Origin of the sequence: Leisingera sp. ANG-DT (assembly GCF_000813785.1) — a bacterium.
Lineage (GTDB): Bacteria > Pseudomonadota > Alphaproteobacteria > Rhodobacterales > Rhodobacteraceae > Leisingera.
Map to the genome: position 1 here is coordinate 1 of NZ_JWLE01000002.1, position 26336 is coordinate 26336.

Annotated in this window: 20 protein-coding genes; 14 read left to right on the forward strand and 6 right to left on the reverse strand. The window is 63.1% G+C overall.

Features of this window, described 5'->3' with window-relative positions:
* Positions 1–173: 173 nt before the first annotated feature.
* Positions 174–1265 carry a glycosyltransferase gene (locus RA21_RS04115; RefSeq protein ID WP_241477459.1) on the forward strand — a complete coding sequence of 364 codons (1092 nt, stop codon included), beginning with the start codon at positions 174–176 and terminating at the stop codon, positions 1263–1265.
* A gap of 69 nt (positions 1266–1334) precedes the next feature.
* On the opposite strand, the gene RA21_RS04120 is transcribed toward RA21_RS04115, so the two are convergent.
* Positions 1335–2204 carry an ABC transporter permease gene (locus tag RA21_RS04120; RefSeq protein ID WP_019294884.1) on the reverse strand — a complete coding sequence of 290 codons (870 nt, stop codon included), beginning with the start codon at positions 2202–2204 and terminating at the stop codon, positions 1335–1337.
* 91 nt (positions 2205–2295) lie between these two features.
* Between RA21_RS04120 and RA21_RS04125 the strand changes: the two genes are divergently transcribed.
* The 3 genes from RA21_RS04125 to RA21_RS04135 all read left to right on the forward strand — a co-directional run bounded on the left by RA21_RS04125 (position 2296) and on the right by RA21_RS04135 (position 7063).
* Entirely contained in the window at positions 2296–3666 is a 1371-nt protein-coding gene (locus tag RA21_RS04125) for a sugar transporter (RefSeq protein ID WP_082008886.1), read from the forward strand.
* 10 nt (positions 3667–3676) lie between these two features.
* On the forward strand, positions 3677–4330 hold the full coding sequence (locus tag RA21_RS04130; protein ID WP_039146619.1) for an ABC transporter ATP-binding protein: 654 nt from the start codon (positions 3677–3679) through the stop codon (positions 4328–4330).
* 279 nt (positions 4331–4609) lie between these two features.
* Positions 4610–7063, forward strand: coding sequence for a glycosyltransferase (locus RA21_RS04135; RefSeq protein WP_152610481.1), 2454 nt, complete (start codon positions 4610–4612; stop codon positions 7061–7063).
* A gap of 62 nt (positions 7064–7125) precedes the next feature.
* Here RA21_RS04135 and RA21_RS04140 read toward each other — a convergent pair whose 3' ends face one another.
* A complete protein-coding gene (locus RA21_RS04140; protein WP_019294887.1) occupies positions 7126–8376 on the reverse strand; it encodes a hypothetical protein in 1251 nt (416 codons plus the stop codon).
* A 290-nt stretch (positions 8377–8666) separates the two neighbouring features.
* On the opposite strand from RA21_RS04140, the gene RA21_RS04145 reads away from it, so the two are divergent.
* Positions 8667–9830 carry a hypothetical protein gene (locus RA21_RS04145; protein WP_039174836.1) on the forward strand — a complete coding sequence of 388 codons (1164 nt, stop codon included), beginning with the start codon at positions 8667–8669 and terminating at the stop codon, positions 9828–9830.
* 10 nt (positions 9831–9840) lie between these two features.
* Here RA21_RS04145 and glf read toward each other — a convergent pair whose 3' ends face one another.
* From glf to RA21_RS04165, 4 genes are all read right to left on the reverse strand, one after another.
* Positions 9841–11007, reverse strand: a complete 1167-nt coding sequence (gene glf / locus RA21_RS04150; protein ID WP_039146627.1) for a UDP-galactopyranose mutase — start codon at positions 11005–11007, stop codon at positions 9841–9843.
* Between the two features lie 223 nt (positions 11008–11230).
* Positions 11231–11635: a glycerol-3-phosphate cytidylyltransferase gene (gene tagD, locus RA21_RS04155; RefSeq protein ID WP_036761752.1), complete on the reverse strand. Its 405-nt coding sequence runs from the start codon at positions 11633–11635 to the stop codon at positions 11231–11233.
* 286 nt (positions 11636–11921) lie between these two features.
* The gene (locus RA21_RS04160) at positions 11922–14228 is read right to left on the reverse strand and encodes a glycosyltransferase (protein ID WP_206540040.1); all 2307 of its coding nucleotides are present in this window, start codon (positions 14226–14228) and stop codon (positions 11922–11924) included.
* 235 nt (positions 14229–14463) lie between these two features.
* Entirely contained in the window at positions 14464–15090 is a 627-nt protein-coding gene (locus RA21_RS04165) for a sulfotransferase family 2 domain-containing protein (protein WP_039146640.1), read from the reverse strand.
* A gap of 815 nt (positions 15091–15905) precedes the next feature.
* Between RA21_RS04165 and RA21_RS04170 the strand changes: the two genes are divergently transcribed.
* From RA21_RS04170 to RA21_RS04205, 9 genes are all read left to right on the forward strand, one after another.
* Entirely contained in the window at positions 15906–16607 is a 702-nt protein-coding gene (locus tag RA21_RS04170) for a metallophosphoesterase family protein (protein ID WP_052254335.1), read from the forward strand.
* A gap of 132 nt (positions 16608–16739) precedes the next feature.
* Entirely contained in the window at positions 16740–17012 is a 273-nt protein-coding gene (locus tag RA21_RS04175; protein WP_019294880.1) for a VPEID-CTERM sorting domain-containing protein, read from the forward strand.
* 111 nt (positions 17013–17123) lie between these two features.
* Positions 17124–17921, forward strand: a complete 798-nt coding sequence (locus RA21_RS04180) for a sulfotransferase family protein (RefSeq protein WP_039174833.1) — start codon at positions 17124–17126, stop codon at positions 17919–17921.
* A 597-nt stretch (positions 17922–18518) separates the two neighbouring features.
* A complete protein-coding gene (locus RA21_RS22535) occupies positions 18519–20690 on the forward strand; it encodes an AAA family ATPase (RefSeq protein ID WP_152610482.1) in 2172 nt (723 codons plus the stop codon).
* 6 nt (positions 20691–20696) lie between these two features.
* Entirely contained in the window at positions 20697–21569 is an 873-nt protein-coding gene (locus tag RA21_RS04190) for a hypothetical protein (RefSeq protein WP_039174832.1), read from the forward strand.
* Between the two features lie 427 nt (positions 21570–21996).
* Positions 21997–22371, forward strand: coding sequence for a MerR family transcriptional regulator (locus RA21_RS22540; RefSeq protein WP_152610483.1), 375 nt, complete (start codon positions 21997–21999; stop codon positions 22369–22371).
* Between the two features lie 141 nt (positions 22372–22512).
* Positions 22513–24240 (forward strand): site-specific integrase, encoded by a 1728-nt coding sequence (locus RA21_RS04195; RefSeq protein ID WP_039174831.1) that lies wholly within the window; start codon positions 22513–22515, stop codon positions 24238–24240.
* Positions 24237–25265: a hypothetical protein gene (locus tag RA21_RS04200; RefSeq protein ID WP_152610485.1), complete on the forward strand. Its 1029-nt coding sequence runs from the start codon at positions 24237–24239 to the stop codon at positions 25263–25265. Before RA21_RS04195 ends, RA21_RS04200 begins: the two co-directional genes overlap by 4 nt.
* A 216-nt stretch (positions 25266–25481) precedes the next feature.
* The gene (locus RA21_RS04205; protein ID WP_039146658.1) at positions 25482–26168 is read left to right on the forward strand and encodes a sugar transferase; all 687 of its coding nucleotides are present in this window, start codon (positions 25482–25484) and stop codon (positions 26166–26168) included.
* Positions 26169–26336 lie beyond the last annotated feature (168 nt).

A 26336-nucleotide genomic window follows, 5' to 3' on the forward strand; every position in this document is an offset into this window, starting at 1 on the left:
TTTGGTCCGAAGCGGACCTAAATGCCGGGGCAGGATTCCCGCTCCGGCAGCGGCGGGGAAGCGGCGTAAAGCGTTTGACAGCACCCTGTATTTATGTGCTTTCGGGCCCGCATAAGCGGCAGCAGATTCATCAGACAGGCCCGGACCGGGCCCGGACAGGCAAGGAGCATCCTTTGGCAGCAGCAGCAGAGGCCCCCGGCAGCGCAATCCCGGCATCGCCAGCCCCCGGCGGCGCAGGCCGCCTGGTGGCGGTGGTGGTGACCTACAACCGGCTGGACAAGCTGAAGGCAACGCTGGCGCGGCTCTTGGAGAGCCCGGAGCATGAGCTGGCGGCGGTGGTGGTGGCCGATAATGCCTCCACCGACGGCACCGGTGAATGGCTGGCGGCGCAGGAGGATCCGCGGCTTGATATCTGCGCCAGCCAGACCAACCGCGGCGGCGCCGGCGGCTTCGAGATGGGCATGCGCCGGGCGATGGAGGCCCACGCACCGGACTGGCTGGCGGTGATGGATGACGACGGCCGACCCGCACCGGGCGGGCTGGCGGCGTTCCACGGGCTGGCGATGCACCAGCAGCCGGCAGGTGCAGCAGACGGCGGCGGCTGGGACGCGGTGGCGGCGGCGGTCTATTTCCCGGATGGCCGCATCTGCGAGATGAACCGCCCCTCGCGCAACCCGTTCTGGCACGCCCGCGAGTTCCTGCGCACCCTGTTCGGCGGCGGCCGCTCCGGCTTTCACGTGCAGCCCTCGGATTACGAGGGGCCGGGCATGCAGATCGATGTCACCTCTTTTGTCGGCTTCTTCATCTCGGCGGCTGCGGTGCGGCGGATCGGTTTTCCGGACCCGGAGCTGTTCATCTATGGCGATGACGGCATCTATACGCTGGGGCTGACCAAGGCGGGCGGCCGGATCGGCTTTGAACCCTCGGTGCGGTTCGAGCATGACCTGTCGACCTTCCAGGGCGGCGCCAAAGAGCCGGCCGGGGAGAAGGCCAAGGCGGATGCCGCGCAGCGCGGCCGCTTCGTGCCGCTGTGGAAGGCCTATTACTACCACCGCAACCTGCTGCTCTTGTACCGGATGGCGGCGGGCTGGCTGTTCTGGCCGGCGCTTTGCGTGGTGCTGCCGAAATGGGCGCTGAAACTGCGCCATCACCGCGGCGCCCGGCGCGCCTTTGCCCGGCTGCTGGCGCATGCGGTGCGCGACGGGCTGCTGCGGCGCACCAGGGTGAGCCATGCACGGGTGCTGGAGCTGGCCGCCGAAGACTGACCCCCGGCCCGCGCGGCATGCGCCCCGGGCCGGGCACCGGCACAGGCCGGCGGTTTCAGGCGGGCGGGTTCAGCGGTTCAGGATGTCCCGGTGGTAGCGCCCGGTCAGCACCAGCCCCAGCGCCAGCAGCCCGAGGCTGCTGAGCAGCACAAACGGCACGCTGGCATAAGAGGCGGTATAGGTCGGGTAGAAGCCGGTGCGCATCAGCCCGGTGATATGGATCAGCGGGTTGAACCACAGGATGTCCTGGGCCAGCGGCGGCAGGTCCTCATAGATGAACAGGATGCCGGAGGCGATGAACAGCGGCCGGGTCAGGATCGACCAGGCGACCTCCCACAGCGGGAACAGCCCGCTGAGGACGCAGTTCAGGGCGCCCACCCCGAGGCCGAGAATCATCGCCAGGAACATCGCCAGCACCGCCGGCGGCAGGTCCAGCACCGCGCGGCTGTCGATGACGGCCAGCACCGCTCCGGTCAGCAGCAGGGTGACCAGGATGCCGGTCAGGCTGTTGAGCAGGAACCGGGCCAGCAGCGCATCAATCCAGGTCACCGCCGGGTAGCGCAGCAGCGGCCGCGAATAGCTGAGCGCCCGGGCCACGGTGTTGGACACGCTCTGGTAGAGATTGAACGGCAGGAAGCCGGTGGCATAGAACAGCAGGAAACTGGTGCCCAGCGACGGGTTGCGGATCACCAGCGAAAAGCCGACCGACAGGAACAGGATCGCCGCCAGCGGCTCCAGCACCGCCCAGAGGTAGCCGCCCGGGGTGCGCCCGTAGCGGGTCGACATCTCGCGCAGCATCAGCGCGGCGATGGTGCGCAGCGCGGCAAAGCTGCGGGCGCGCCCGGTGCCGGGACGCTGGGCAGGAGGGAAGGCCGGAGCGGCGGCCGAAGACGGGGCAGGGGACGGGGCCGGGGCTGCCGCGGATGTGGGTCGGGTCATGAATAGCCATTGTGAATATGCGCGCTGCAGGCGATAATATGAAAGAAAGACGAGGCAATTACAAACGGCTGCAGGCCGGGGTAAGCAGATTATGACACAGGATCGTCCGGCGGCGCAGCGCACAGCGGCCGCCCAATTCCGTTCTGGCCGCAAGGATGCGGACGGTAAAGGTGCCGGCGGCAAGGGCACTGGCCCGGCGGCAAGGCCCGGTCCTCTTGAGCCGGAGGTGAAGATCGCCCAGCAGAAGCGCCGGATCGGCCGCCTGCTGGTCCGGGCCGAGGCCGCCGAGGCGGAGCTGGAAGCGCTGCAGCAGCAGCAGCCCGCCTATCCGATTGCCCGCGCCGCCCATATGAAGCGGCGCCACTGGGGGCTGATCGCCTCTTTCGGGCTCTTGGTCCTGCTGCCGCTGGCGGCGGCGGTGTTCTACCTGTTTGCGGTGGCCGAAGACCAGTATGCCTCCACCGCCGGTTTCACCGTGCGCAGCCAGGACAGCGCCGGCGCCAATGACATCCTGGGCGGGCTGGCCAGTTTCACCGGCAACAGCACCGCCTCCGACAGCGACATCCTCTATGAATTCATCCAGAGCCAGGAGCTGGTGGCCGCAGTGGAGGCGCGCACCGGCCTCAGCGCCCATTATGCCAGCCGCTGGCCCGGCGACTGGGCCTTTGCGCTGTGGCCCGGCGCCACGCTGGAGGATCTGACCTGGTACTGGCAGCGTGTGGTGCGGATCGCCTATGACAGCGGCTCCGGCCTGACCGAGGTGCAGGTGACCGCCTATGAGCCGCAGATGGCCCAGGCCATCACCCGCGCCATCGTCGAGGAAAGCCAGATCCGCATCAATGCGCTCAACGAGCAGGCCCGCACCGATGCGATGCGCTATGCCGAGGCCGATCTGGCGGAGGCGCTGGAGCGGCTGAAAGCGGCCCGCGAGGCGCTGACCCGGTTCCGCTCCCGCACCCGCATCGTCGACCCGGCGGCGGATATCCAGGGCCGCATGGGGGTGATGAACAACCTGCAGCAGCAGCTGGCCGAGGCGCTGATCGAATACGACCTGCTGGCGGGCACCGTGGCAGAGGGCGACGTGCGGCTGGCCAAGGCGCAGCAGAAGATCGAGGTGATCCGCGACCGCATCGACATCGAGCGCCAGACCTTTGCCTCCAGCAACACCGACACCGGCGGCGTCGGCGAGGACTATCCGACGCTGATCTCCGAGTTCGAGCGGCTGACGGTGGACCGGGAGTTTGCCGAGGAGACCTACCGCGCGGCGCTGGCGGCGCTGGAGGTGGCGCGCGGCGAGGCGGCCCGCCAGAGCCGCTACCTGGCCACCTATATCAAGCCGACCCTGGCCAGCGAGGCAGAATACCCGCGCCGCTATGTGCTGAGCGGACTCACCGGGCTGTTCCTGCTGCTGGTCTGGTCGATCGGCGGTCTGATCTATTACTCGGTCCGCGACCGCAGCTGAGGGCAGGGCGGTGATCCGGTTCGAAAACTTGACCAAGAGCTTCTGGATCAAGGGCGAGCGCAAGATTGTCATCGACAATCTGAACCTCACCCTGCCGGGGGGCAAGTCGCTGGCGCTTTTGGGCCGCAACGGCGCCGGCAAGTCGACGCTGCTGGAAATCATCGCCGGCACCCTGCGCCCCGATCACGGAAGGGTGGTCTCCGACGGCACCATCTCCTGGCCGGTGGGGCTGGCGGCCTCGTTCCACCGCGATCTGACCGGGGCTGAGAACGTCCGCTTCATCGCCCGCATCTACGGCGTCGACAGCGACGATCTGGTGGCCTTTGTCGAGGAGTTCTCCGAGCTTGGCAAATCCTTCCACATGCCGATGCGCAGCTATTCCTCCGGCATGCGCTCGCGGCTGACCTTCGGCGCCTCGATGGGGATCCGCTTTGACACCTATCTGGTCGACGAGGTGACGGCGGTGGGCGACAAGGCGTTCCGCCGCAAGAGCCAGGCGGTGTTTGCCGACCGGATGAAGCTGTCCGGCGCCATCATGGTCAACCACTCGATGAAGCAGGTGCGCCAGTTCTGCAATGCCGGCCTGGTGCTGGAGAAGGGCGAGATGCGCTATTACGAGGACCTGGAGGAAGCCATCGCCGCGCATGAGGCGATGCTGGCCTGACCTGCAGGAGGTTGTGTTTTCCGGCTGGCGGCAGAAGCTGGAGCCTCCCCGGGGGCAAGCCAAATCCCCGGTGACCCGCGCCGGTTGACCTGAACGCTCAAACCGCATAGAGCACAGCCGCATCTGCGCCCGGTGCGGTGTTCAGCATCAGGCAGAACAATCCCCAGTCAGTGTCTTTCATTTCTGAGGCGGACTGGCTTCCTGCAGGCTAGGAAAGTGTCGAAATTGAAAACCTCCGTCAAAAATGCCTTGGTTAAGTTCAGGCCCTATGATGCAAAATTGCGCCAATTCGCCCCGTACAAGGCGGTTTCCTCCCAGCTTGAGAGCCTGTACCGGAATTCGCCCCTCAGCGGACCGGCGGGCGCCAAGGACAGGATCTATTACTACACCAAGTATGATCAGGTGGCCTTGGATTCGAAAGTTGTGCTGTTCGACAGCTTTTGGGGGCGGAAAATTTCCTGCAACCCCTACGCAATCTTTCTGGAAATGCACCGCCGGGACGAATTCAAGGGCCATACGTTCATCTGGGTGAAGAACAAGGATGTGGAGGCGCCGGAATGGATGGCAGGGCGGCCTGACATCAAATTTGTGGACTACCGGTCCAAGGAATATGCGCACGCCTTGCTGCAGGCGGAGACGCTGGTGGCAAACTCGAATTTTCCGGGTTACTTCATCCGCAAACCGGGCCAGAAATACATCAACGTATGGCACGGCATCCCGCTGAAGTGCATGGGCATGGACATGCCCCAGAAGCTGCAGAACTCCTTCAACACCCAGCACAATTTCACCCAATCGACGCATATCTGCCTCGCCAGCGACTATGCGATCGAAAAAACAGTGGTCCCTTACGGCGATGTTTTTTCGACCGGCCGGGCACGGGTGACGGGGTCGCCGCGGGTTGATGTCACATTGAACGCGGATGCCGCAGATGTCCGTCGGCGCCTTGGTCTCGCGGATGGCAAGAAGGTTATTCTCTATGCGCCCACATGGCGGGGGGTTGTCGGCAACGTGGCCGGGGAAATGGCCCACCAGGTCGAGACAATACAGCTTCTGTCGGAAAAATTTGGCGGCCAGTACCACATCCTGCTGTCGATCCATAACTATACTAAGAACAATCTGAAGAGCCTGCCGCAGAACTGTCATATCATTCCCGATCAGGTGAATATCAACGAGGTGCTGGCTGCCACGGATATTCTGATCAGCGACTACTCCAGCGTCTTCTTCGATTTCCTGGTGCTGGACCGGCCAGCAGTGCTCTACACCTATGATCTCGAAGACTATAAGGCGACGCGGGGCCTGTATCTCGACATCAATACGCTGCCGCTTCAGGTTGCCCACACCCATGAGCAGCTGACCAGCTTCATCGCCGCGCCGGCAAAGCCGTCGGAAAGCGAAAATTACGCCGCCGTGATGAAGGATATCCTGCCCCAGGAAGACGGCCAGGCCAGCCGCCGCGTCGTCGATCTGGTCCTGTCGCAGCCCGAACTGGAGTGCGCGCCCTCAGACAAGAAGACGATCCTGTTCTATCCCGGTTTCCTGGGGCGGAACGGGATTACCGCGGCGTTTTTCAACCTCCTCGAGACCATTGATCACAGCAAATACGATGTCTCGGTGGTGGTTGACTGCCGGTCGGTGGACAGCTCTCCGGATGGTGAGGACTATTTCCGGAAGCTGCGCCGCCACTGCCGCGTGGTTTTGAAATCCGAGGCGATGTTTGTCGCCCCTTCAGACATGGCGGTCTATAATGCCTGGCGGGCCGGCGAGACGGTTGAAGGGCTTGGGGCAAGCCTGGAGCGGAGCATGGATCTGGAAGTCCGCAGGATCCTGTCGGACCGGCATTTCGACTGTGCCGTCAACTACTCGGCCTATACCGTCTGGTGGGTGGATTTCATCAAGCGCGTCAGCGCCGGCCGCCATGCGATTTACCAGCACAATGACCTGCACGCGGAGGCGCATAACTCCAGCGCGAACCGCGACCAGCGCCAGCTTTTGAACGTGTTCGAAGAGTATAAGGACGTCCAATCGCTGATTTCGGTCTCGCCGAGCCTGAGGGACATCAACGCTGCCAAACTGGGCCAGTATTACCCCGGCCCGGACAGTGCGAAATACGCCCGCAACATCGTGCATCCGGACCGGATTCTGAAACAGGCGCAGGATATCCGGGCGCTCCCCGAGCAGATTAAGACCCTGCTGAGCTTTGAACAGCTGCTGGAGCAGCAGGGCCTTGAAACGCGGCCCCTCGTGAAATTCGTCACCAGCGGGCGGCTGTCACCGGAGAAGAACCAGGCCCGGCTGATCGAAGCGATGAAGCAGGTGGTCGAGGCCGGCATCAACGCGGTCCTGATCGTCATGGGCACCGGGCCGCTGGAAAAGGACCTGAAGGCACTGGCCAGAAAGCTGGATCTGCAGAACCGGATCATTTTCACCGGTCATGTCGACAATCCTTTTGCGGTTATCAGCATGTGCGAATGCTTTGTGCTGCCGTCCGATTATGAAGGCCAGCCGATGGTCCTGCTGGAGGCACTGGCGATGCAGAAATACTGCATCGGATCGGATGTCCCCTCGATCCGCTATGTTCTGGAGGGCTATGGCGAGCTGGTGGAGCGGACCCCGGATGCCTTTGCCGAGGCGATGATCCGCTCCGTCAAAACGCCCAAGGACGTGCCTGCGTTTGATTTCGGCACCTATACGAAGGAAGCCATGGCCGAGTTTCATGATGCGATCGGGGTCTGAACGGGCGTCCGGAAGCATGACCCCGCGCGGAGCTTGAACTGCAGATCCCCGCGGGCCTGGCCCTAGGGGGCAAACAGGTCCGCGGGGATCTGCCAGCCGCCGTCTGCGGCGGGGGTGATATGGCCTGCGCGCTGCATCTGCGCCAGCAGCGCCTGCCGCCGCGGGCTGCCGGCGCTGAGCCGCAGCTGCCAGAGCGCCTGGGCCAGCGACAGCGGGTTGGGCAGCAGCTGCAGGTTGGGGGTGTCGGAGCCGCAGTGGAAATCGCGCTTGGGCACCTGCCAGTTGCCGTAGTTCTCGGTCAGGTAGCGGCCGGCGTCATCCGGGCCCTGCACCTCGATGCCGGCCAGCGGATAGGATGCCAGGCCGAAGTCGGCATTGTCCCAGCGGTACTGCGAGGAGCCGTGCCACAGCAGCCCGTCCTCGCGGTAGTGCAGGAAGATATCGGCGACGGTGCCGTTGGCGTGGCGCAGCTTGTAAAGCACCGGCAGGTCGCGCCGGGCCAGGCGGCCGCTGCCATCGCGCTCCAGCCGGGTCTGGCAGGCGCTGGCAATGCAGCGGAACGGCGGGCTGCCGTGCAGCACCGCCTCCAGCCGCTCCAGATCGGTCTCCTCTGCAATCACCCCGAGGTCGATGTCGTAGTCATGCTCCAGGATCGCCTTTTCGCGCACCGCCCCCAGGAAGGTGCCGGAGAGCACAAAGGCGCGGATGCCGTTCTGCTCCAGGAGCGCCAGGGTGTCGCGCAGCGCCTGTTCGGCGCCGGGGCGGGAAAACTGCTGCTGGATCGGCGTCCCGGCGGCGGGCGGCTGGCTGGCAGGCGGCACCGGCGCGGCATCCAGCGCCCCCTGCAGGGCGGCGGCGGCGTCCTGGCGGAACAGCTGCAGGCAGCGGGGATAGTCGGGGGTGCCGAAGGCGGCGAGGGCGGCGCTGGCCGAGATCAGGCACAGCTCGCCCTGCAGCACATCCGGCGCCAGGCGGGCGGCGCGGCGGCTGAGGAAGCGGCGCAGCGCCGCCAGCTCGCGCGGGGCCAGCTCCTGGTAGAACACCGGCACCGGATCCTGCGAGATGTCGATGCCGGGCCAGCCGCGCCGCAGGTACCAGGACAGCCGCCGCATGCCGGTCAGGAACTGGTCGCCGTGCAGCCGCCGGAACATTTCGCGCGCCAGGGCCGGGGTGCCGGTCACCGCCAGGGTGGCGCCGGCCGCGGCCAGGGCGGTGCCCCAGCGGGCGGCGCGGCCATGGCTGCGGGTCAGGAACTGGCCGGGAAACAGGGTGCGGGCAAGCCGGGCAGCGGGGCGGGAAGCGGTCAGCGTCATCGGGGAGAAAGAGGTCCTGGTGGCGGTCTTCGGGGCAGGGCAGGCGGCTGGCGGCGGGGCCGCTCCGGCTGGCTAGATAGCCTGTTCCGGAGGATTTGGATAGGGGCCTGCTGCGGGCTTGCGGCGGGCCTGTTGCAGGCCTGTTGCGGGCCGGGGGATGGGGCTGCGCGCCAGCCCGCCCGGCCGCGGCCTGCGGGCAAAGCGCGGTGGCCTTCCGCGGCGGCAATGCGTAGTATCCGGCGCGGGAAACAGCCGCGGCCCGCGCGGCGCAACAGAGCAGCCGGAATACAATGAATCAGGTCACTTTGCACATCGGCACCACCAAGACCGGGTCGACCAGCATCCAGAGCTTCATGGCCGCCAACCGGGAGCGGCTGGCGGAGCGGGGCCTTCTCTATCCCCGGAGCCTGGGCGAGGTGCCCCATAACGCCATCCCGGTGTTCCTGCAGGGGCGGCAGCGGGAGACCCAGCTGCAGGAGACCTATGGCATCCGCACCCAGGCGCAGTATCAGAAGTTCGAGCGCAGGGTGCAGGCGGCGCTGGCGAAGGAAATCGCCGCCCATCCGGACAAGCATATCGTGATCTCCAGCGAGCACATGCATTCGCGCTGCACCCGGCCGGAGCATTTTGCGCGGCTGAAGACGCTGCTGGCACCGGCCCTGGAGGGCCGCCGCCTGCGCATCGTGGTCTACCTGCGGCCGCAGATCGACCACGCGGTGGCGCTTTATTCGACCATGCTGCGGCACGGGCTGGAGGAGGATGTGGACAGTTTCCTGGCGCGCCACATGCACCCGCCCAAACGCGGCTATTTCAATTTCCGCAAGCTGCTGGAGAGGTGGGGCCGCGAGTTTGGCCCGGAGGTGCTGGAGGTGCGCGCCTTTGCCGCCGCGAAGGGGCTGCCGCATGGGGTGGTGTCGGATTTCGCCGCCCTGCTGGGGCTGGATCCGGAGGCGCCGGGCTGGGAGCAGCCGGAGCGCGAGAACACCAGCATGGGCATCTGGGCCGCCGGGGTGCTGCAGGCTCTGAACAGCGGCGAAACCGGGGTGGAGCTGCCGCCCCATGCCGATTTCCGGCTGCGCCAGTGGCTGCGCAACGAGGTGCCGCCCGGCAAGGTGCTGCCGGGCCTGGACACCGCCCGGGCGTTCCAGAAGAGCTTTGCCGGGGGCAACAAATGGGTGGCGGCGCAGTATTTCAAGGACCGCCCCGGCGCGCTGAAGGTTGACTGGACGCCGTTTGAAGCCCCGCCGCCGCAGCCGCAGCAGGATGTCAGCCCCGAGGCGCTGATCCGGCTGGCCGAAACCATGATGTATTGCGGCAAACCCGCGCCCGAGCGCTGGGTCCGGCGCTGGTGGCGCCGCCTGTTCGGCAGCGAAGAGGAGGCGCAGGCGGCCTCCGCTCCGGCACCTTTGCCGCGTCCCGAAAGCAGCCCGTCCGGCAGCGGCTCGCCCGGCTGATGCCCGGTGCCTAGGCCAGCGGCGGCGCAAAAAACGCCGGTGCCGCCTGGCCCTTGTCCTGGCATTCCAGGAAGCCGCGCGCCGCGTCCAGCGCCTCGCGGATGGTCACATCCATGTCGAGATAGCGGTAGGTGGCCAGCCGGCCCGCAAAGGTGACGCCGCGGGTCTCCTCTGCCAGCTGCACATAAGCCGCCAGCAGCTCCTTCTCCTTCACCTGGCGGATCGGGTAGTAGGGAATGTCGCCGGGCTCTGCCTGGCGCGAGAACTCGCGGTAGAGCACCGAGCCCTCATGGCTTTCCCAGGGGCTGAAATGCTTGTGCTCGGTGATGCGGGTGTAAGGAACAGCTTCCTCGCCGTAGTTCATCACCGCGCAGCCCTGGTAGTCGCCCTGATGGGTGAAGCGCTCGAAATCGAGCGTCCGGTAGCCGAGCCGGCCCAGCCTGTAGCCGAAGTAGCCGTCCAGCGGCCCGGAGTAGAACACATGATCGTATTCTGCTCCCATCTCCGGGGTGAATTCAGTCTCTAATTGGAGCAAAATGCCCGGATGATCGAGGATCCGGGCGGTCATCGCGGTATAGCCGTCCTGCGGCATGCCCTGGAATTTGTGGAAGAAGTAATTGTCGTCGTAGTTGAAGCGGACCGGCAGCCGCTTCAGGATCGAGGCGGGCAGTTCCGAGGGGGGCATGCCCCATTGCTTGAGGGTGTAGCCCTTGAAAAACGCCTCATAGAGATCGCGGCCGACAAAGCGCAGCGCCTGCTCTTCGAAGGTCTGCGGATCTTCGATCGTGGTGTCGGCCTGTTCCTCGGTGATGAAGTCATGCGCCTCTTCCGGGCGCAGGGTCTTGCGGAAGAACTGGTTGATGGTGTGCAGGTTCACCGGCAGCGAGAAGACTTCCCTAGCGCCCGAGAGCCCGCGGGTGGTGGATTTCACCCGGTTCTTGTAGGGCAGGAAGGCTGCGAAGCGGTTCACATAGTCCCAGACCTCGGTGTCGTCGGTGTGGAAGATATGCGGCCCGTAGACATGCACCATCACGCCGGTCTCCGCATCGCGCTCGGTGTGGCAGTTGCCGGCGATGTGGGCGCGCGCGTCGATCACGGTGGCCTGATGGCCGGCCTCGGCCAGCTGGCGGCCGATCACCGCGCCCGACAGGCCTGCGCCTACGCAAAGAATGTTCATGGCGGTTCTCCGGGTCCGGTCCGGGCGCTGCCGGCCCTTGCGGCCCTATTGTGCCGCAGGCGGCGGCGGATGTCATACGGCTGTCATGCTCTGCGGGTTAAGTGCCCCGGAAAGCCGCCGGCAGGGCGGCAGGGCACAGGAGGCGGCAGTCGGGGAACAGCAGGCATACCACGGGGTCCGCCCGCATCCGCTGCGGCCGGGGCAAAGCCGGGCGGCGGCGGGGTTATTCGGCAGCGGTGCTGAGCCCCTGCATCTTGTTGCGGATCATCGTGCTGGAGATTTCCGGCGTGCGCGGCATGTAGATGACCTGGCAGAGATCCGACAGGAAATCGAATTCGCCGGTCCAGTCATCGCCCATGGTGAAGACGTCGATATTGTGGTCCTGCACGTCTTGGCGCTTCTGCTCCCAGGTGTGCTCCGGAATCACCAGGTCCACATAGCGGATCGCCTCGAGGTCGCGCTTGCGCTCCTCCCAGGAGAATTTCGAGGTCTTGCCCTTGAGCTCGTTGAACTCGTCGGAGGACAGCGCGACGACCAGGTAATCACCCAGTTCCCGGGCCCTGCGGAGCAGGCGGATATGTCCGAAATGAAGGGTGTCAAAAGTGCCGTAAGTAATCACACGCCGCATTAATAACTCCATATTCACACGCCCCGTGCCGGAAATCTGTTTTCCGGTCCGGTCTGGCTGCAATTCCGCTTTCCCGCCGGGGCCTGACTGCTCGTGCCGGGATGCCTCTCTTAGCTGTGGAAGCGTTGATAGCCGGTTAAGCGGCCTTTGGGTAGACCCCGGATCAATTTAGCCCGCCAGCCGCGGCCGGCAGGCCGCATTCTGCCGCTGCCGGGCCTGTGCAGGCCTGTTTCCGCCCGGTCCGGAAGGGGGCCGGAGAGGGTCCGGACGGGCAGGGAACGGGGAATCAGGACTGCGGCAGGCGCTTGGGGGTGAAGCCAAGTATGCGGTCGAAGAAATCCTGCAGCGCCGCCTCGCAGTAGCGCTCGGCGTCGAAGTCGGCGCCGCTGATCCGGCCCTCGATGAAATGGCGCATGCCCTCGGCAACCCCGTCGACGCTGGGCGGCACCAGGTGGCCGTACTCGGTGCCCAGCACGCTGCGGGCGCCGGGGATGTCGGTGGCCAGCACCGGCTTGCCCAGGGTGAGCGCCTCCAACAGCACCATCGGCTGGCCTTCGTAGTCGGAGCTGAGCAGGAAGCAGCTGGCGCGGGCGATGACCGGGAAGGGGTTGCTGACATGGCCTGCAAAGATCACCAGATCCTCGACGCCGCAGTTGCGCGCCTCTTCCTTCAGCTCCTCCTCCAGCGGGCCGGTGCCCATGATCACCAGCGCCGCCTCGGTGCCTTCGGCGCGCAGCCGGGCCAGGGCCTGGATCGCCCGGTCCTTGGCTTTCTCCGGCGACAGCCGCCCGGCCATCACGAAGACCGGCTTGTCCTGCGGCAGCTGCAGGCCCAGCTCCCGCGGCAGCGGTGCCTGCGCCCGAGCCCGGATCTGGTCCGGGCGGATCACGTTGCGCACGGTGAGCGCCGCCTCCGGCGCGGCGTAATAGGCGGTGAGATTGGCGGCATTCACCTGCCGGGTCTCATCCGAGACGCTGGCAATTGCATCATACCATTTGTAGGTGGCAAAGACGCCGTTGAGGATCGCGAACCGTTTGTCGGCCTCCGAGCGCATGTCGTTGTGTTGGTAGATCGCATGGCGCTTGGCCGGCAGCATCGCCATCAGCAGGCTCCAGTAGCGGGCATAGCCGCTGAAATCCACCGCCGCGTCAAACTCCATGTCGCCCGCGAGCCGCCGTGCCTCACGGCGGAAGGCGGCGGTCACCGCGGCCTCATGCTCCGGGCTTTCAAAGCGGTTCTGCTCATAGAACTGCTCCACCAGGGCGTTTTCTTCCGGCGGGCGTACCATGCCGCCGGCCCGGTGCAGCAGCCGCACCCGCGGCCCGGCCCGGCGCAGGTTGGCGCGCAGCTCTTCGGATTTCTCCAGCGGCAGGCCTTCGGTCAGCACATAGATGTCGAGATCATAGTCTTGCAGCGCGCCCAGCAGATTGAGCAGCGAAGAGGTAATGCCGTTGTTCTTCCAGCCGCCGCCGTAGAAGGCGATCCGGGGCCGCTTGCGGCTGCGCGGCAGGGGCGGGGCGGAGATGGCCTTGAGTGCCCGGGTGGTGGCCTGGCCGTCCTCCAGCGGAAAAAACTGCGCCTTGGCCGCCTCAAACTGCGGCAGCGCATCGGCGCGCTGGCCGGTGCGGATCGCCTCCATCACATCCTTGGGCCGCATGCAGAGCTGCGCAGGCAGTTCCTCAAGTTCGGCATTGAGGCCGCGCAGCTCCTCGTATTCGGCACGGTCGTAGACATAGAGGATCAGCTGCCGCCCGGTGGCCAGGTAATCGAACATGATGCTGGAATAGTCGCTGACTAGAATATCCGCGGCCGCCAGAAAGCGGTTGGTGGACATGCCGGCGGGCACTGCCTTGGCGTTTTTGGCGCGGGTGCCGGTGAAGTTGTGCATCTGCGCATAGACCGCGTATTGGTCGGGATCCAGCCCGTTCAGCGCCTGCAGGAGGGCATCCAGCATCGGTGCCTTCTTGCTGGCCTTGCCCAGTTCGCCGCGCCAGGTCGGCGCCACGAAGATCAGCTTCTGACCGTCGTTCAGCCCCAGTTCGGCGCGCAGCGCATCGGGGTCTGCAGTCAGCGTCTCATCTACCCGCGGCGCGCCAATGCAGCTGAGCCGTGCGCCGACCGCCTCCTGCACATCCGCAGCCCCCAGCAGCGCATCGGCGGTGAAGCTGTTCTGCAAGAGCACATGTGAGGCCTGCAGAAAATTGCGCTGGCTGTTGCGGTGTACGGTCGGGCGCAGGGCGTCCTCGTGCTTGAACATCCGCTTCAGCGGCACCCCGTGCCAAGTGTTGACATAAGACTGCCCGTCGCGGCGCAGGTACCAGGTCGGCAGGGTGCTGTTGGAAATGATCGTGCCGGCGGTGGCCAGAAGCTGCGCATATTCTGCCGAGCCGGAGGCCACAAAGCGTACATTGGGCAATTGCAACAGGGGTTCCGGAGCGGCTGACGGGCGTTTCAGAGCCCAGACATGTTCCAGGCCGGCCCGTTCGGGGTCGTTCAGCAGTGCGTCAAATACCGCTCGCGGGCTGCAGTTTACGGAACTGCCGTGGAAGCTTTCATACAGGACGAGGCCGGGCTGGACCGGCTCGCTTTCCAATGCGCGGATAAAAATGTGCTCGGGAAGGGGCGGGGACGGTTTGGGAGGGGCAGATTCCGCAGGTTTCGAGGGTGCGGTTTGCGCGCGGTAGAAGGCACCGATCCAGTGACGAAGCCCTTTCGGCAAGAAACGGCTGGTCCAATGAAGCCTGCGGTAAGCGATACGCAGGATGGTGTTAAAGGCCATTTCCAATACTCCCCCGGGCTACTGGCAACTGCACATAGAGAACAAGCGGTTAGTCTGCCTGCAGGTCTTTCGGCAAGAGGGCTGGGTCATAGCCGAAGCGTTCGAAATCGGCAGCATAGAAGGCCTTTGCCCTTTCTAGCGTTTTTTGAGACACAGTCTGGGGGCTGCGTTCAGATTTTCGGGCATGGTGGATTTTGACGTCATCCACAGGCAGGCCCAGCCATTCAAGCCCCGTGTGAACAGCATGATCCAGGCCATCTTCAAGCCGGAAGGCTTCAACCTTCGGCCCCAGAAACTCGCTTTGCGGCCGGATATGATTGTCCAGAATGTAGTTATCCTTGGGGTAGCGGTTCATCTGCCGGTTTGCCCAAGTGTCGAAGTCCGGAAGTTCCCGGTTTTCCGTAATCGCCTTCCGCCAGTGGTATTCGCTGACTAACCGGGCCAGCGGGTGGCGAACCACCGCGAAGGCGTAGTCATAAAACACCTGCGGGATCCAGTGGCGGATCACTTCCCAGTGCATGTGCTGGGGGGTGGCGTTGGAGTAGCCCAGCCGCTTGTGGTACTTCAGCGCCTGCGGCGCGCCCGCGGCCTTCAGCACCTCTTCCACAGTGGAACCGCCGGTTTTGGGAATATGGACAAAGAGAATGACTTTATCGCCGTTCCGGTAAAGGGGCATTTATCTGCGGCCTTTGTGTTCAGTGGTATTATTCCGTGTGCGTCTAAGCCTGTGAAGGGAAGGTTTCAAACTCGCAAGGCCCGCCATGCTGCCTATAACGATCCGCGGCCATAGCTGCAAGCGACGGACCCGCGCACTCCCCCTGCCATTCCACCAGCTTCGGTGTGACCTGCACAAGGGCCTGAAGTGTGCATTTTGGGCGGCGGCGGCGTGTACATAAGGTTTGGATGGGCCATAGGCGGGGACCGCTGCGGTTTGTCCACCCCGTCGCACAGCCCACGCTGCTTCTAGATACCGAGATCGCCGTCTTTCACTACCACCGGCAAAATCCTCGCGGGGGCCAGAGCGATCGAGATTTCGCGGCAGTACAGGGCAGGGGCTGTGGGTCTCTAGCATCACTGAACTGGAAAATTTTGAAATGAGGAAGGCTTGGGCTCTGCTGGGGATGCAGGAATGTCTCGCTTCGGCGGTACTTCAGCGTCGGATGCGGCGGAGATCAGCTGTCACTGATAGGTATTTTCGGCCTTCGGTGTGACAGGCGGCACAAGTCAGTCCACACTGCTTCTGACGGATCTGGATGGTGTGTGACGGGCGACCAGTGAACGGCGGATCATTATGATTATGGTGATGATGACTTCCTGTTCTGAGCGATCGGCAGCCCCTGTGGCTTGCTCCGCCGCGGGCAGGGCGGTATCACCGCCGGACCCTGATGCCCCCTGCGCCGCGGCGCAGGCCAACCGGAGAGCTCTCTGCCCGTGCTGTCATCGCTGCTGCAAAAGCTCAGGCTGCAAAAATCCGGCCCGGAGGCCTCCGGTATGCCTGCCGGTTTTGCGGCGCCGGCGCCTGGCGAACCGCTCTGCGTGATCGGCGATGTGCATGGCTGCCTGGACCTGCTGGAACGGATGCTGGCGCAGGTGCCGCAGGGCCACCGGATCGTGCTGGCCGGCGATTACACCGGCCGGGGCGAGCAGAGCGCAGAGGTGCTGCGCTGTCTCAGCGCGCGCCCGGATCTGACCTGCCTGAAGGGCAATCACGAGGACATGCTCCTGCGCTTCCTGCGCGATCCCGGACGCGAGGGCGGCCGCTGGATCAGGAACGGCGGGCTGCAGACCCTGGCCTCCTTTGGTGTGCCGGGGGTGCGGCCGCAGATGCGCGCAGAGGAACTGCGCGCGTGCCGGGACCATCTGCAGGAGCGGATGGGGGCGGCGCTGATCAACTGGCTGGCCGGGCTGGAGGCCTCGCTGCTGTCGGGCAATGTGCTGGCGGCGCATGCCGGCGCGGACCCGCAGATTGCCCCGGACCGGCAGGCGGAGGAGGTGCTGATGTGGGGCCATCCGGCGTTCCTGGGCACCCCGCGCCGCGACGGGGTCTGGGTGGTGCATGGCCATACCATCGTGGACCATCCCGCTGCCGTGCAGGGCCGGATTGCCGTCGACACCGGCGCCTATGCCAGCGGGGTTTTGTCGGCGGCCTGCCTGGGCGGCGGGGCGGTGCGGTTCCTGCAGGCCGGGCGCTGACGCAGACCGGTGCAGCCCGGACACGGGGCGGTGGCAAAGCCGCATCCGGCGGGGGCTGGAAGTTGCGCGTATTTTTGGAAAATGTTAACGGCTTTTGCAGGGGTGTGAACGCGAACCGGTTGAGGCCGAGCAATGAAAACTTTTCTGACTGCAGCAGCCGCTGCACTTGCGGCGCACTGCCTGACCCTGACGGCTGCTTTTGCCATGGGCAACGGCAATGGATACGGCATTGGCAACGGCAATGGCGGCAACAATGGAAACGCCGGCGGCAATGGCTGGAACAACGGCGTTGGCAACCCGCACGGGGTGCCAGAAATTGATGCAAGCACCGGCCTGCTGGCACTGGCGGCCGTGAGCGCCGCCCTGGTCCTGGCCTGGGAAGTGAACCGCCGCCGCCGCGCCTGACGCGCGCGGATTTCCGAGGCGGGGTTTCGCGCCGGAGCGCAGGCCCGGACAGAGCGCGGCGCAGATGGCAGCGAAGCTCCAGACAGACAGGCCATGGCCATGGAAAACACGATGAGTCCCAAGCCCCCCGCCAAGGCGCCGCGGCGCCGCAAACCGCTGGTGGCGGCCCGTATCGAGGCCGAGGACTACAACGACAATCCGCAGATTTCCTCTCTGGTATTCATTTGTGGATTGCACCGCAGCGGCACCACCCTGCTGGAGCGGATGCTGACGGCGCAGTTCGAGCTGTCGTATCTGCGTGCCACGGTGCCTGAAAGCGAAGGCCAGCATATGCAGAATGTGTTTGCCTCCGCCCGGGGGTTCGGCGGCCCGGGGGCCTTTGCCTTCAGCCGCCGGATGCGGGAGGAGCTGCAGCAGCTGACGGATTACGCGGGCTGCCGGGAGCGGATCCTGCAGGACTGGAGCCGCTTTGTCGTCGGCAGCGCGCCGGTGCTGCTGGAGAAATCGCCGCCGCATCTGACAAAGATCTGGTGGCTGCGCCGGGTGTTTCCGGGCTGCCGCTTCATCATCGTCACCCGGGACCCGCGGGCGGTCGCGGCGGCGACGCAGAAATGGAGCAAGACCTCGCTGCCGGAGCTGATGATGCATTGGAACGCGGCCTATTCCCAGGCCGATGCGGATTTCTCCGAAGCGGATTGCATCATCAGCCGCTACGAGGACTTCGTGGAGCAGCCGGGTGCGGAGATGCAGCGGCTGGGGGCGTTCCTGCAGGTGCCCGCGCGCCGCGGCGCCGTTGCGATGGAAGAGCGGTTCGCAGAGCTGGAGAACTCGAACCCCAAGTATATCGAAGCGCATGAGGGCACGGTCTATGGCCGCGGGGTCTGGGACAGGTTCGGCTATTGCGTATAGGCGGCAGTTTTTCTGGCATTGAGCAATGCGCTGTCTGGAGGGAAATGCCTATTCAGTTGGGGCATGCGGTCTAGAAATTCCTTTGCCTATGCCCGCCGCACAGAGCATCACATCTCCGGTGGCAGCCCAGCCTGACTGGGCCGACAACGCTGACAAATCGATACTTAAGGTCGGTCTGCCACGGTCTCTTTTCCATCTCACGCAAATACTCTGGTTGTAGGGCGTCTGCCGCGGGCTACGACAGGAAGCTGATTGAAATCCAGAACCATCTGAAGTGGAATAGTATATAGGAATTTACGTTTCTGCGTGAGTTCCCAGAGCTCTCTTGTGCGAGAACGTCTGATCCTCTTGTGGCGCTGGCGGCGTGTACTCAGCCGTCACCGGTCTGTGCCGTCTCCTGCGGCTCCAGCAGAAATTTGCGAAAATCTAGAAATCCCCCCCTCCCGGAGGAGGTAAGGCATTGGTTTTGCTGAAGTGTTGAGGGTAGCTCTCGCTTGCGAGAATGAGAGTGCATTTAACCGTTTGTTTTCAAATGTTTTTTTGCGTGGACTCGGCGTTGCAAGACCTGTAGGCACCGCTTTCTGAAAGGAGCTGCCCGTGACTAGAAAAAACAGTTCGACTGAGCCGCAACAGCATCGATCCAGCAGCATCGAACCGGACTGGGAGCGGTTTTCGGAAACGCTGACCCAGCGTTTGTGCGATGCCGAGGGCTGCAGCAGAGAACCTTCTCATGCAGACAGGGCTGGTGGGCTGCAAACATCTGCCGCGCCCAATTGCGAAAGGGCTAGCGAAGACTGGAGCGCACAGCCGGACAGTGACCCGAACGCAGCGGAGTTCCGTAATGAAGATTGTGTTCCGCGGGAAAGGGCTCAGCGTGTTGCTGAAAAGTACATCCACCCCGCGGCGCACCTTTTCTCCATTCGTCTGGCGGCGGCATTCGGCTCTGAAACGGCTTTCAAAAACCAGGTTCTGGCACCAAACGCCATCACCGTTCTTGCTGGTATCCATCCCTCTGAACTGAACCGGGCCAAGCGTCAAATTGAACAGCTTCTGCTTCCTGCAGAATGGGTTGCGCATTCTCGCGCACCGCTGCATCCGCCCGGTCCTGTACTCCAGATTTGCCAGCCGGAATTGCGGGCATCTGGCAGCATAACCAGCTCCAGCCTGACGGCTTTTGAAGACATCATTCGGGACGCCCTTGCATTTCCGCATCCTTTATTGGTCCTCCTGCCGGACGGGGTGCAGCTTTCCTCCCCTCTCCGCAGACTGCTTCCTGTTGCCATACGGCTGAGGCCCTTTGGCCGGCAGATCCTGCAGATACTCCTGGCGCAGCGTTACTGCCCGGCGGGCGGGTTTGACCACCAAGCTATCGGGCCTTTGCTGCCAACAGATGAAACTCTTGCAACTCTGGAGTTTCCATTTCTGCTTGTGGCGTTGCGTCAGCCGAGCGCGCGCGATGCCGCGCTCAAGCTGACTGAGCTGACCAAACCAGCTGCCCGCCCCGCCCGCCATATGATGTCCTTAGAGGAAATCGGTGGCCAGTCTCCGGCACATCAGGCGGCGGCGGCCATTGTCTCTGACCTTAAGGCCTGGCAGGACGGCACAGTGCAATGGTTGGAAATTACACGCTCATTGCTGTTCTCGGGCGAGCCCGGCGTAGGCAAAACAGTGCTTGCCAATGCCATTGCGAAATCTGCTTGCGTGCCACTGCTGGAGGCAAGCTTCGGCCGGTGGCAATCTGAGGGCCACCTGGGCGACATGCTGGGTGCGATGTGCAAGTCGTTCTCCGAAGCGGTTTCAGCGCGTCCCTGCGTTTTCTTCATCGATGAGCTTGATGCTGCCGGTGCGCGCGACAGCCGCGATCAGAATAACAGCAACTACCGCCGGCAGGTCATCAACGCCTTCCTGAAAGAGATAGACCAGCTTCATCAGCACGAGGGCGTCATCCTTCTTGGGGCCTGCAATTCCCCGGGCACGCTTGATCCGGCTATCCTTCGGCCTGGGCGTTTTGATGCCCATCACGAGCTGCCTCGCCCGCTGATCAGTCAGATCAGCCATATGCTGCGCCAGGAATTTTCAAGCGAAGAAGGCGTACAGGCTTTGGCAAAGCTGTTTGCAGGACAGACACCCGCCGGGATTGACGCCCAAATCCGCGCCGCGAAATCGAAGGCCCGCAAGGATGGAAAACCGTTTAATGCTGCCTCCCTTGCTGCGCAGCTTGGGTCCACCCGGCTGGTGCGCAGCGGTTTGGAGCGGCGCATTGCCATTCATGAGTGCGGCCATGCCGTCGCCGCAACATTGCTTGGCGCGGGCCCGGTGGAACGTATTGCCGTCGCAGCAGACGGCGGAATGACAACGCGGAAGTCTGCGATAATAGAGGGAACAGCCGGTGAATTTGAAAATGAGCTAAGCATTCACATGGCGGGCCGGGCCGCCGAACGACTTATCCTCGGCAGCATCAGTGCTGGCAGCGGGGGCAGCCGGGACAGCGATCTCGCACTTGCCACCTGCCTGCAGCTGTATCTGGACCGGCAGACCGGCCTTGGCATCCATGGTCCTATTTGGCTGGGGGAGCCTGACCTTTTACGCCTGTCTCCGGAGGATCGCGACTCAGTGAGCGCGAGGCTCAGCCAATTCGAAGACCGCGCCAGGATGCTTTTGGAGCCGCATCGAGAACTGATCGAACACCTGTCCGGATTGCTGGCCGAGGCACGGGAGCTCGGCGCAGAAGACCTTTGCCCCTGGCTGGGCCCGCTCACTGGATCTTGAAAGACGATGTATGCCAAACCCTTGCGCCTGCACAGCAGTCAATTTCCTCTGAACAGCAGCCCGCGCAGTGTTCTCCCTGCCAGCCAGCTGGCTGAGATCCGCTTTTTCGCCGAAACCCTGGAAATGACTGAACTCGCACTCTGCTCTCTGGGGCGAAGCTGCATTTCACGAGCGGTATCTGGAATTTATGTGTTTCTGCGGGCAGGAGGCGCGCGCCCGCGCCTTTACTTGGGTATGTCCGAAGCTGATCTTTTTGAACGCATCTGCAAGCAGAAGTATTTACGGCGGTGGGCCGTGTTTATTCTGGTGTTCGAGATGCCCGGCCTTCACCGCAATACGCTGGAAATCCTGGAAAGACGCCTCCTTCACCTTGGCCGGATGTGGTTCCCGGAGGCAATATGGGACAATATCTTAGGCCTCTCACCCTTTGCGCAAAGTCTTTCTTCAGCCTGGAACACCTGTCCGGACCTAGACAGCCTGGCACAGATGATCATCGAACAAGTAAGGAGAAAGGTGCCTCACGCGAGCAAGGGGGTCTATAGACCATGCCTCCCGCCGACCCACAGCCTTGGGTCGCCTTGCCATGAAGTCCACGGACTGGCTCACCGAAAGGGCAGATGGACGTATCTTCTGCCTGGCTCCCGTGTGTCTTCCCTGTATCCTAATTTTGCGGCTATCGAGCGGGACCGGATAGCATTTGCCATTCTCAGCAAGTTCTATTGGGAAGGGATGATCGCTTGGCGTAAAGGAACCAGGAAGCGCCCGGCCGGCATGGCGGTTGTGGAAACGATCCTGTTCAGATCAGGCGGTGAAGCTGAGAAATTTCTCTTCGCCGGAGGCACAGTTGCTGAGAAATTGCACCGCGTGATGGAAAGATAAACCGGTCCCTTTTCCGACCGGATACTTTGGCCTGACCAAGTATGCCTGCCATTCCTGCGTGAGCGGGACGCCCAGGCGCAGGGCAACCGTCTTGCTAAAGATGATGGCACACCGAAAAACTTGATTGTGCCTGTGGACAGCAGAATACCGCTTAGGTAGATTGTGCGGCGACACGGTGCTTAACTGCACCTCGGGCCCCGACGTATGAAAGAGCGGGTAGCCTTAAAGGTCATCGAAAAATGAGTATAAGCGGATCGAATTAGCCTCTTAGCAAATTCAAGGGTCCGGGCTTTGGGTCTCAGTCCTGAGTGGCCCTGCGAACTCAGCCTAGATGGCCTTTTCTGTCTGCTTTCAAGCCCAATTCAAGGCAGCATGGCACAAGCATCAGCTGGGTTTCGTACTCGAAACCAATCTATGCGGATGTCAAATGAGCTACGCTACCGTTTCCCAGATCGCGCGCCGCTGGCAGGTCGATCGCGCCACTGCGCGTGCTGCCTTGCAAGCTGCATCTATCACGCCGTCAGGCTTTCATGCTTCCCCCCGCTATTCTTGGGCAGAGGTTTTGCGAAAAATCGAAAAGCTGCCGACGGAGACCCTTACCGTAATCGATCCGGATGACCGCCTTCAGAGCGCCGGTGAACTGGCAGACCGTCTTGGTGTGACACCACAGACGGTTCGAAATTACGGCCGGATCGGAATTTTGCACAGCGTGAGGATCTCTCCCCGCACGATCCGGTACAGCTCCTTTCTTCTGCGAAAATCTGAAAGTGAGGAAAAAACCGGAGACCTCCGCCAAAAGTGAGGATCCCGCAAAAAGTGAGGCATACACTACATTAAGATGTTTTTCGAAATGTACTGTAGTGATCACCTCACTTTATTAATTTCAGATAATATTCATTGACTTGATAAGTCGTGATAGAACAGGATGAATTCCATGGCATCTATGGCTGACGTGGCCCGCTGGGTCAAAACCGGCGCGTCCTTTTCCGAGAGCTTCAAGAAGAAGGTCTTGGGCTCCATCAACCGTGTTTCCAGGGTCCCGTATTACGGCGGCGCGCCTTTGGAACAGATCCCGGCTGACCCCGATGCGTTTGATGCCATCTGGGGGCGCGGCGCTATTCGCCAGCTGCCGTCCGGTTTCAAGAGCAAGGGGTCGTTCTCGACGTGGCGCTCCCAGACGCGCTCCGCGCTGTTGGCATTTGCCGGGGAGCCCTCCAGCGTATTGCCGGAACAGCAAGCCGACGCGTGGTCCCAGCTCCTGCTGGATCTCCAGCCGGCACATGCGGACGAACGGAAACTGATCGCCGTGAAGGTCTTGGCCGGCATCGCGCGCCAGGACGGGATCAGCCCTGCTGACATCACCCGTGAATGGGTGCAGGTGCAGGTGGACAACGCCACCACTTCCGGACGCTACCGGTCGATCCAGTCCGCCATGAAGCTGATCAAAGCGCACGAGGGTGCGGTGACGGTACCGCTGTCCTCCGCGTTCAGCGGCGCAGCGGTTCATAAATCCCGCGCCCAGTGCGTTCGCGCCGAACTGCCCGCGCTGCTGGCATCGGAGGTGGATGACTGGTGCCGCAACCGTCTGAAGGGAGAGCCCAAGGGCCACCGGCGCAAACGCCGGAGCGCCTGTTCTCCCTCGCGCGTGCAGCAGGCCGTTCGGGGTATGACCTATGTCTATACGGCCATGCTGACTGCTGGGCTAATCGACCCTGACAGGGATGTTTCGCTAGAGGACCTTTCGGACCCGGAACTGTTGGAAGAGGTGATCGAGCGCGAGCTGAACGGCGAGTTCTCTTGGAGAAAGCTGCAGCCAACCACCTTGTTCGAGTATGTGAACAACTGGAAGCTTTTCGTTCGCGGTTGCGGTTATGACGCTGAGGTTCTGACGGAGGTCATTGGTGACTTCGCCGAGTTCGAAAACGTCAAGGCCATGTCCAGCACCAGGCGCCAATGGTGCGAGGAATTTCTGCACAGCCGACAGAAGACGACTGCTTTTCTTGCATTGCCGAACACGCTGTTCCAGGCGGCCCAAAGGCAGATGCAGGAATATGAAACCGGCTCTCAATACCACAAGAACGCGGCCATCGCGCTGTCGATCGCGGCTTGTGCGGCGGCGATCTGGACCTCCCTGCCTTTGCGCATCTCGACGCTCCTGCGGCTGAGCTACGGGGATCAGGATGCTGATGTCCAGCTCCATGACGCCAAGCGTGGCCTTGTCATCACGACGCCCCCGGACATCGTGAAGAACGGCTACTCCCACCACTATATCACCCTCACCCGGAAGCAGGGAGGAGATCCCTGCGCGATCGTCGCCTGGTTTGTTTCAGAGGTCCGGCCCCGCCTGCTGGAAGCGCATGTCGGGGCCTCCCGCCGGATCCCCCGTTTGCTCTTTGGCGGGGTGTCCTATGCCCGCCTCAACACGATCTGGCAAAATGCTACTTTGGATGCCGGCGTGCCGATGACGCCGCACCAGGTTCGCCATGCTCTTGCAACCCTGCTCGCCAACCAGCCCGGCGCCGACTATGCGATCATCGCGGCGCTTCTCGGTGACACTGAAGCGACCGTCAGGAAGAACTACGTTTTCGTTGATCAGGCCCGGAAACACGAGGAAGGGCAAAAGCTGCTGGCGCAGTTGCAGGGCAATGTGCTGCGGCGGGGGAAAGCATGACCCATCGGCGCCGCACACTTCCTTTCGCCGAATTCCCGCGCCCTTTTCAGCTGGCGCTCCGGCGCATGGAGACGCCGCGCCGTGGCCGCAGGCGCTATTCGGCCAGCAGCCTTGCCGTGACGAGGAATGCGGCAGGGCAATATCTTGCCGTGGTGCAGCGTAAAGGGCTCGATCTCAGGCTCTCCCGCGAAGGGCTTTGCCTCTTTATCGAAGATCTGGATGCCCGGCCGCTCAAGAACACCACCCGCCTGACCTATGTCACCGGCATTCAGGCGATGGCGAAAGAGCTCAGGTACCCCGCCCTTGAACGGCGCCTCATCCTCGAAGACTGCGGGATCTACCGCGAAGACATGCAGCGAGAAGTGCCGGGAAAGGTACGGCAGCTTGCGGCGAAGCCGATCACCCTGCGGGATGTCGCGTTGGCGGCCGTCAAATGGCGCCGCATTGCCTATGAAACTCAATCTGTAAACAGGCGGCGGACCTACTTTCAGCGATCTGGCGTTCTGGCGTTGCTGTCAATGTTGCAAATGCGAATCAGCGACGTAAGCTGCCTTGTCGTTGGACGGCACGTTATCCGGGATGAATACGGTTGGTCGCTCCAGGTGGCGTCCGGCAAGACCGGCTACCGCCATCATGGCAAGCTCCACGATCATCTGACGCCCTATCTGGATGATCTCCTCATGTGCGGGGACAGCAATGCTGTTATGGCCAGCTATCTGGCCCGCAGGGGCACCCCCCTGTTTTCGACAGAAACGAATGAGTTTCTGTCTTCCCGGACGCTTGCATACAGTTTCAAGACCGCCACCGGCCATACTCCTCACATCGTTCGCACCCTTGTCCATGATGCCATGGCGCAGCACGGCACTCATGGTGCAGAGCTGGCGCGTGTCCTGTGCGGGCAAACGAGCGCCCAGACCACCAAGCACTACGAAGTGCATGCGGGCAGATATAGGGCGCAGAAGGCGCAGGAGTTTATCGCGGATATGCAGGCAGTGGCATTGAAAGGGACTGACCGCGAGCACTAGCGGCGCAGTGCATGTTTTTTTTGGTCATAGGGAAGGCGCGCCTGGGGGTGGTCGAGCGCTGCAGATTATGGGTGGCTGTGGCATATATTAACCACGTCGCAGAAGTATGAAAAACGCTACTTAAATTTGTTGCAACTTGAGTGTATTGAACAGCTGCCCATCCCGTCTGACGGGTGGGCGTTGGTTTAGACGTTTAAAATTTACAGGTGTTTGACGATGCAGGATTTTGTAGTGGCAGCTTATGCCCTCGAAGGCTCCGCCGACCGCCAGGCCCTAGATCAGGTCTCTGCGGGGTTTTATCCCAGCTTTGGCAAACGCGCTTTCGACATCGGCTTTGCCTTGCTGCTGCTGCCGGTTCTGGTGCCGGTCATCCTGGTCCTGTGGGCGATCGTGCGCTGCGACGGAAGCGCAGGCTTCTTTGGCCATACCCGGGTCGGCAGGGGCGGCAAGCCGTTCAAATGCTGGAAGCTGCGCAGCATGGTGGTGGATGCCGAAGCCAGGCTGCAGGCGCATCTGGATGCCCACCCCGCGGCCGCTGCGGAATGGGCGCGCGATCACAAGCTGGCCGATGATCCGCGAATTAACCGGCTGGGCCGCATCCTGCGCAAGACCAGCCTGGATGAGCTGCCGCAGATCTGGAACGTGCTGAAGGGCGAGATGAGCTTTGTCGGCCCGCGCCCGATCGTCACCAAGGAACTGGAAAAATACGGGCGCAGCGTCCCGGCCTATTTGGCCCAGAAACCCGGCATCACCGGGCTGTGGCAGGTATCTGGGCGCAATGACATCAGCTATGACGAACGGGTGGCACTGGATGTGGCCTATCTGACCCGGCGCAGTTTCCGCACCGATCTGAAAATCATTGCCAGAACCAGCCTGGCAGTGCTTGGCTCCACCGGCCGCTGAGCCGCGGCTCCGGGCCCGTGACCGCTGTGCAGGCCTTTCTTCCGTACGCAGCTGCGTGTATGCGGGGGCTGGCGCGCCCTAGCGGCATGCCCCAGTCATTACAGTATTCGGGTATTCATGAAACAATCGCCTTTGAATGAAACGTCCTTTCCGGTGCATCGCCCGGCG

Bases quoted from the DNA above. Each gene is read 5' to 3' on its own strand.
- RA21_RS04120 (WP_019294884.1), bottom strand. From the start codon at position 2,204: ATGACCCGACCCACATCCGCGGCAGCCCCGGCCCCGTCCCCTGCCCCG.
- RA21_RS04125 (WP_082008886.1), top strand. From the start codon at position 2,296: ATGACACAGGATCGTCCGGCGGCGCAGCGCACAGCGGCCGCCCAATTC.
- RA21_RS04140 (WP_019294887.1), bottom strand. From the start codon at position 8,376: ATGACGCTGACCGCTTCCCGCCCCGCTGCCCGGCTTGCCCGCACCCTG.
- RA21_RS04145 (WP_039174836.1), top strand. From the start codon at position 8,667: ATGAATCAGGTCACTTTGCACATCGGCACCACCAAGACCGGGTCGACC.
- glf (WP_039146627.1), bottom strand. From the start codon at position 11,007: ATGAACATTCTTTGCGTAGGCGCAGGCCTGTCGGGCGCGGTGATCGGC.
- tagD (WP_036761752.1), bottom strand. From the start codon at position 11,635: ATGCGGCGTGTGATTACTTACGGCACTTTTGACACCCTTCATTTCGGA.
- RA21_RS04165 (WP_039146640.1), bottom strand. From the start codon at position 15,090: ATGCCCCTTTACCGGAACGGCGATAAAGTCATTCTCTTTGTCCATATT.
- RA21_RS04170 (WP_052254335.1), top strand. From the start codon at position 15,906: ATGCCTGCCGGTTTTGCGGCGCCGGCGCCTGGCGAACCGCTCTGCGTG.
- RA21_RS04175 (WP_019294880.1), top strand. From the start codon at position 16,740: ATGAAAACTTTTCTGACTGCAGCAGCCGCTGCACTTGCGGCGCACTGC.
- RA21_RS04180 (WP_039174833.1), top strand. From the start codon at position 17,124: ATGAGTCCCAAGCCCCCCGCCAAGGCGCCGCGGCGCCGCAAACCGCTG.
- RA21_RS04190 (WP_039174832.1), top strand. From the start codon at position 20,697: ATGTATGCCAAACCCTTGCGCCTGCACAGCAGTCAATTTCCTCTGAAC.
- RA21_RS22540 (WP_152610483.1), top strand. From the start codon at position 21,997: ATGAGCTACGCTACCGTTTCCCAGATCGCGCGCCGCTGGCAGGTCGAT.
- RA21_RS04195 (WP_039174831.1), top strand. From the start codon at position 22,513: ATGGCTGACGTGGCCCGCTGGGTCAAAACCGGCGCGTCCTTTTCCGAG.
- RA21_RS04200 (WP_152610485.1), top strand. From the start codon at position 24,237: ATGACCCATCGGCGCCGCACACTTCCTTTCGCCGAATTCCCGCGCCCT.
- RA21_RS04205 (WP_039146658.1), top strand. From the start codon at position 25,482: ATGCAGGATTTTGTAGTGGCAGCTTATGCCCTCGAAGGCTCCGCCGAC.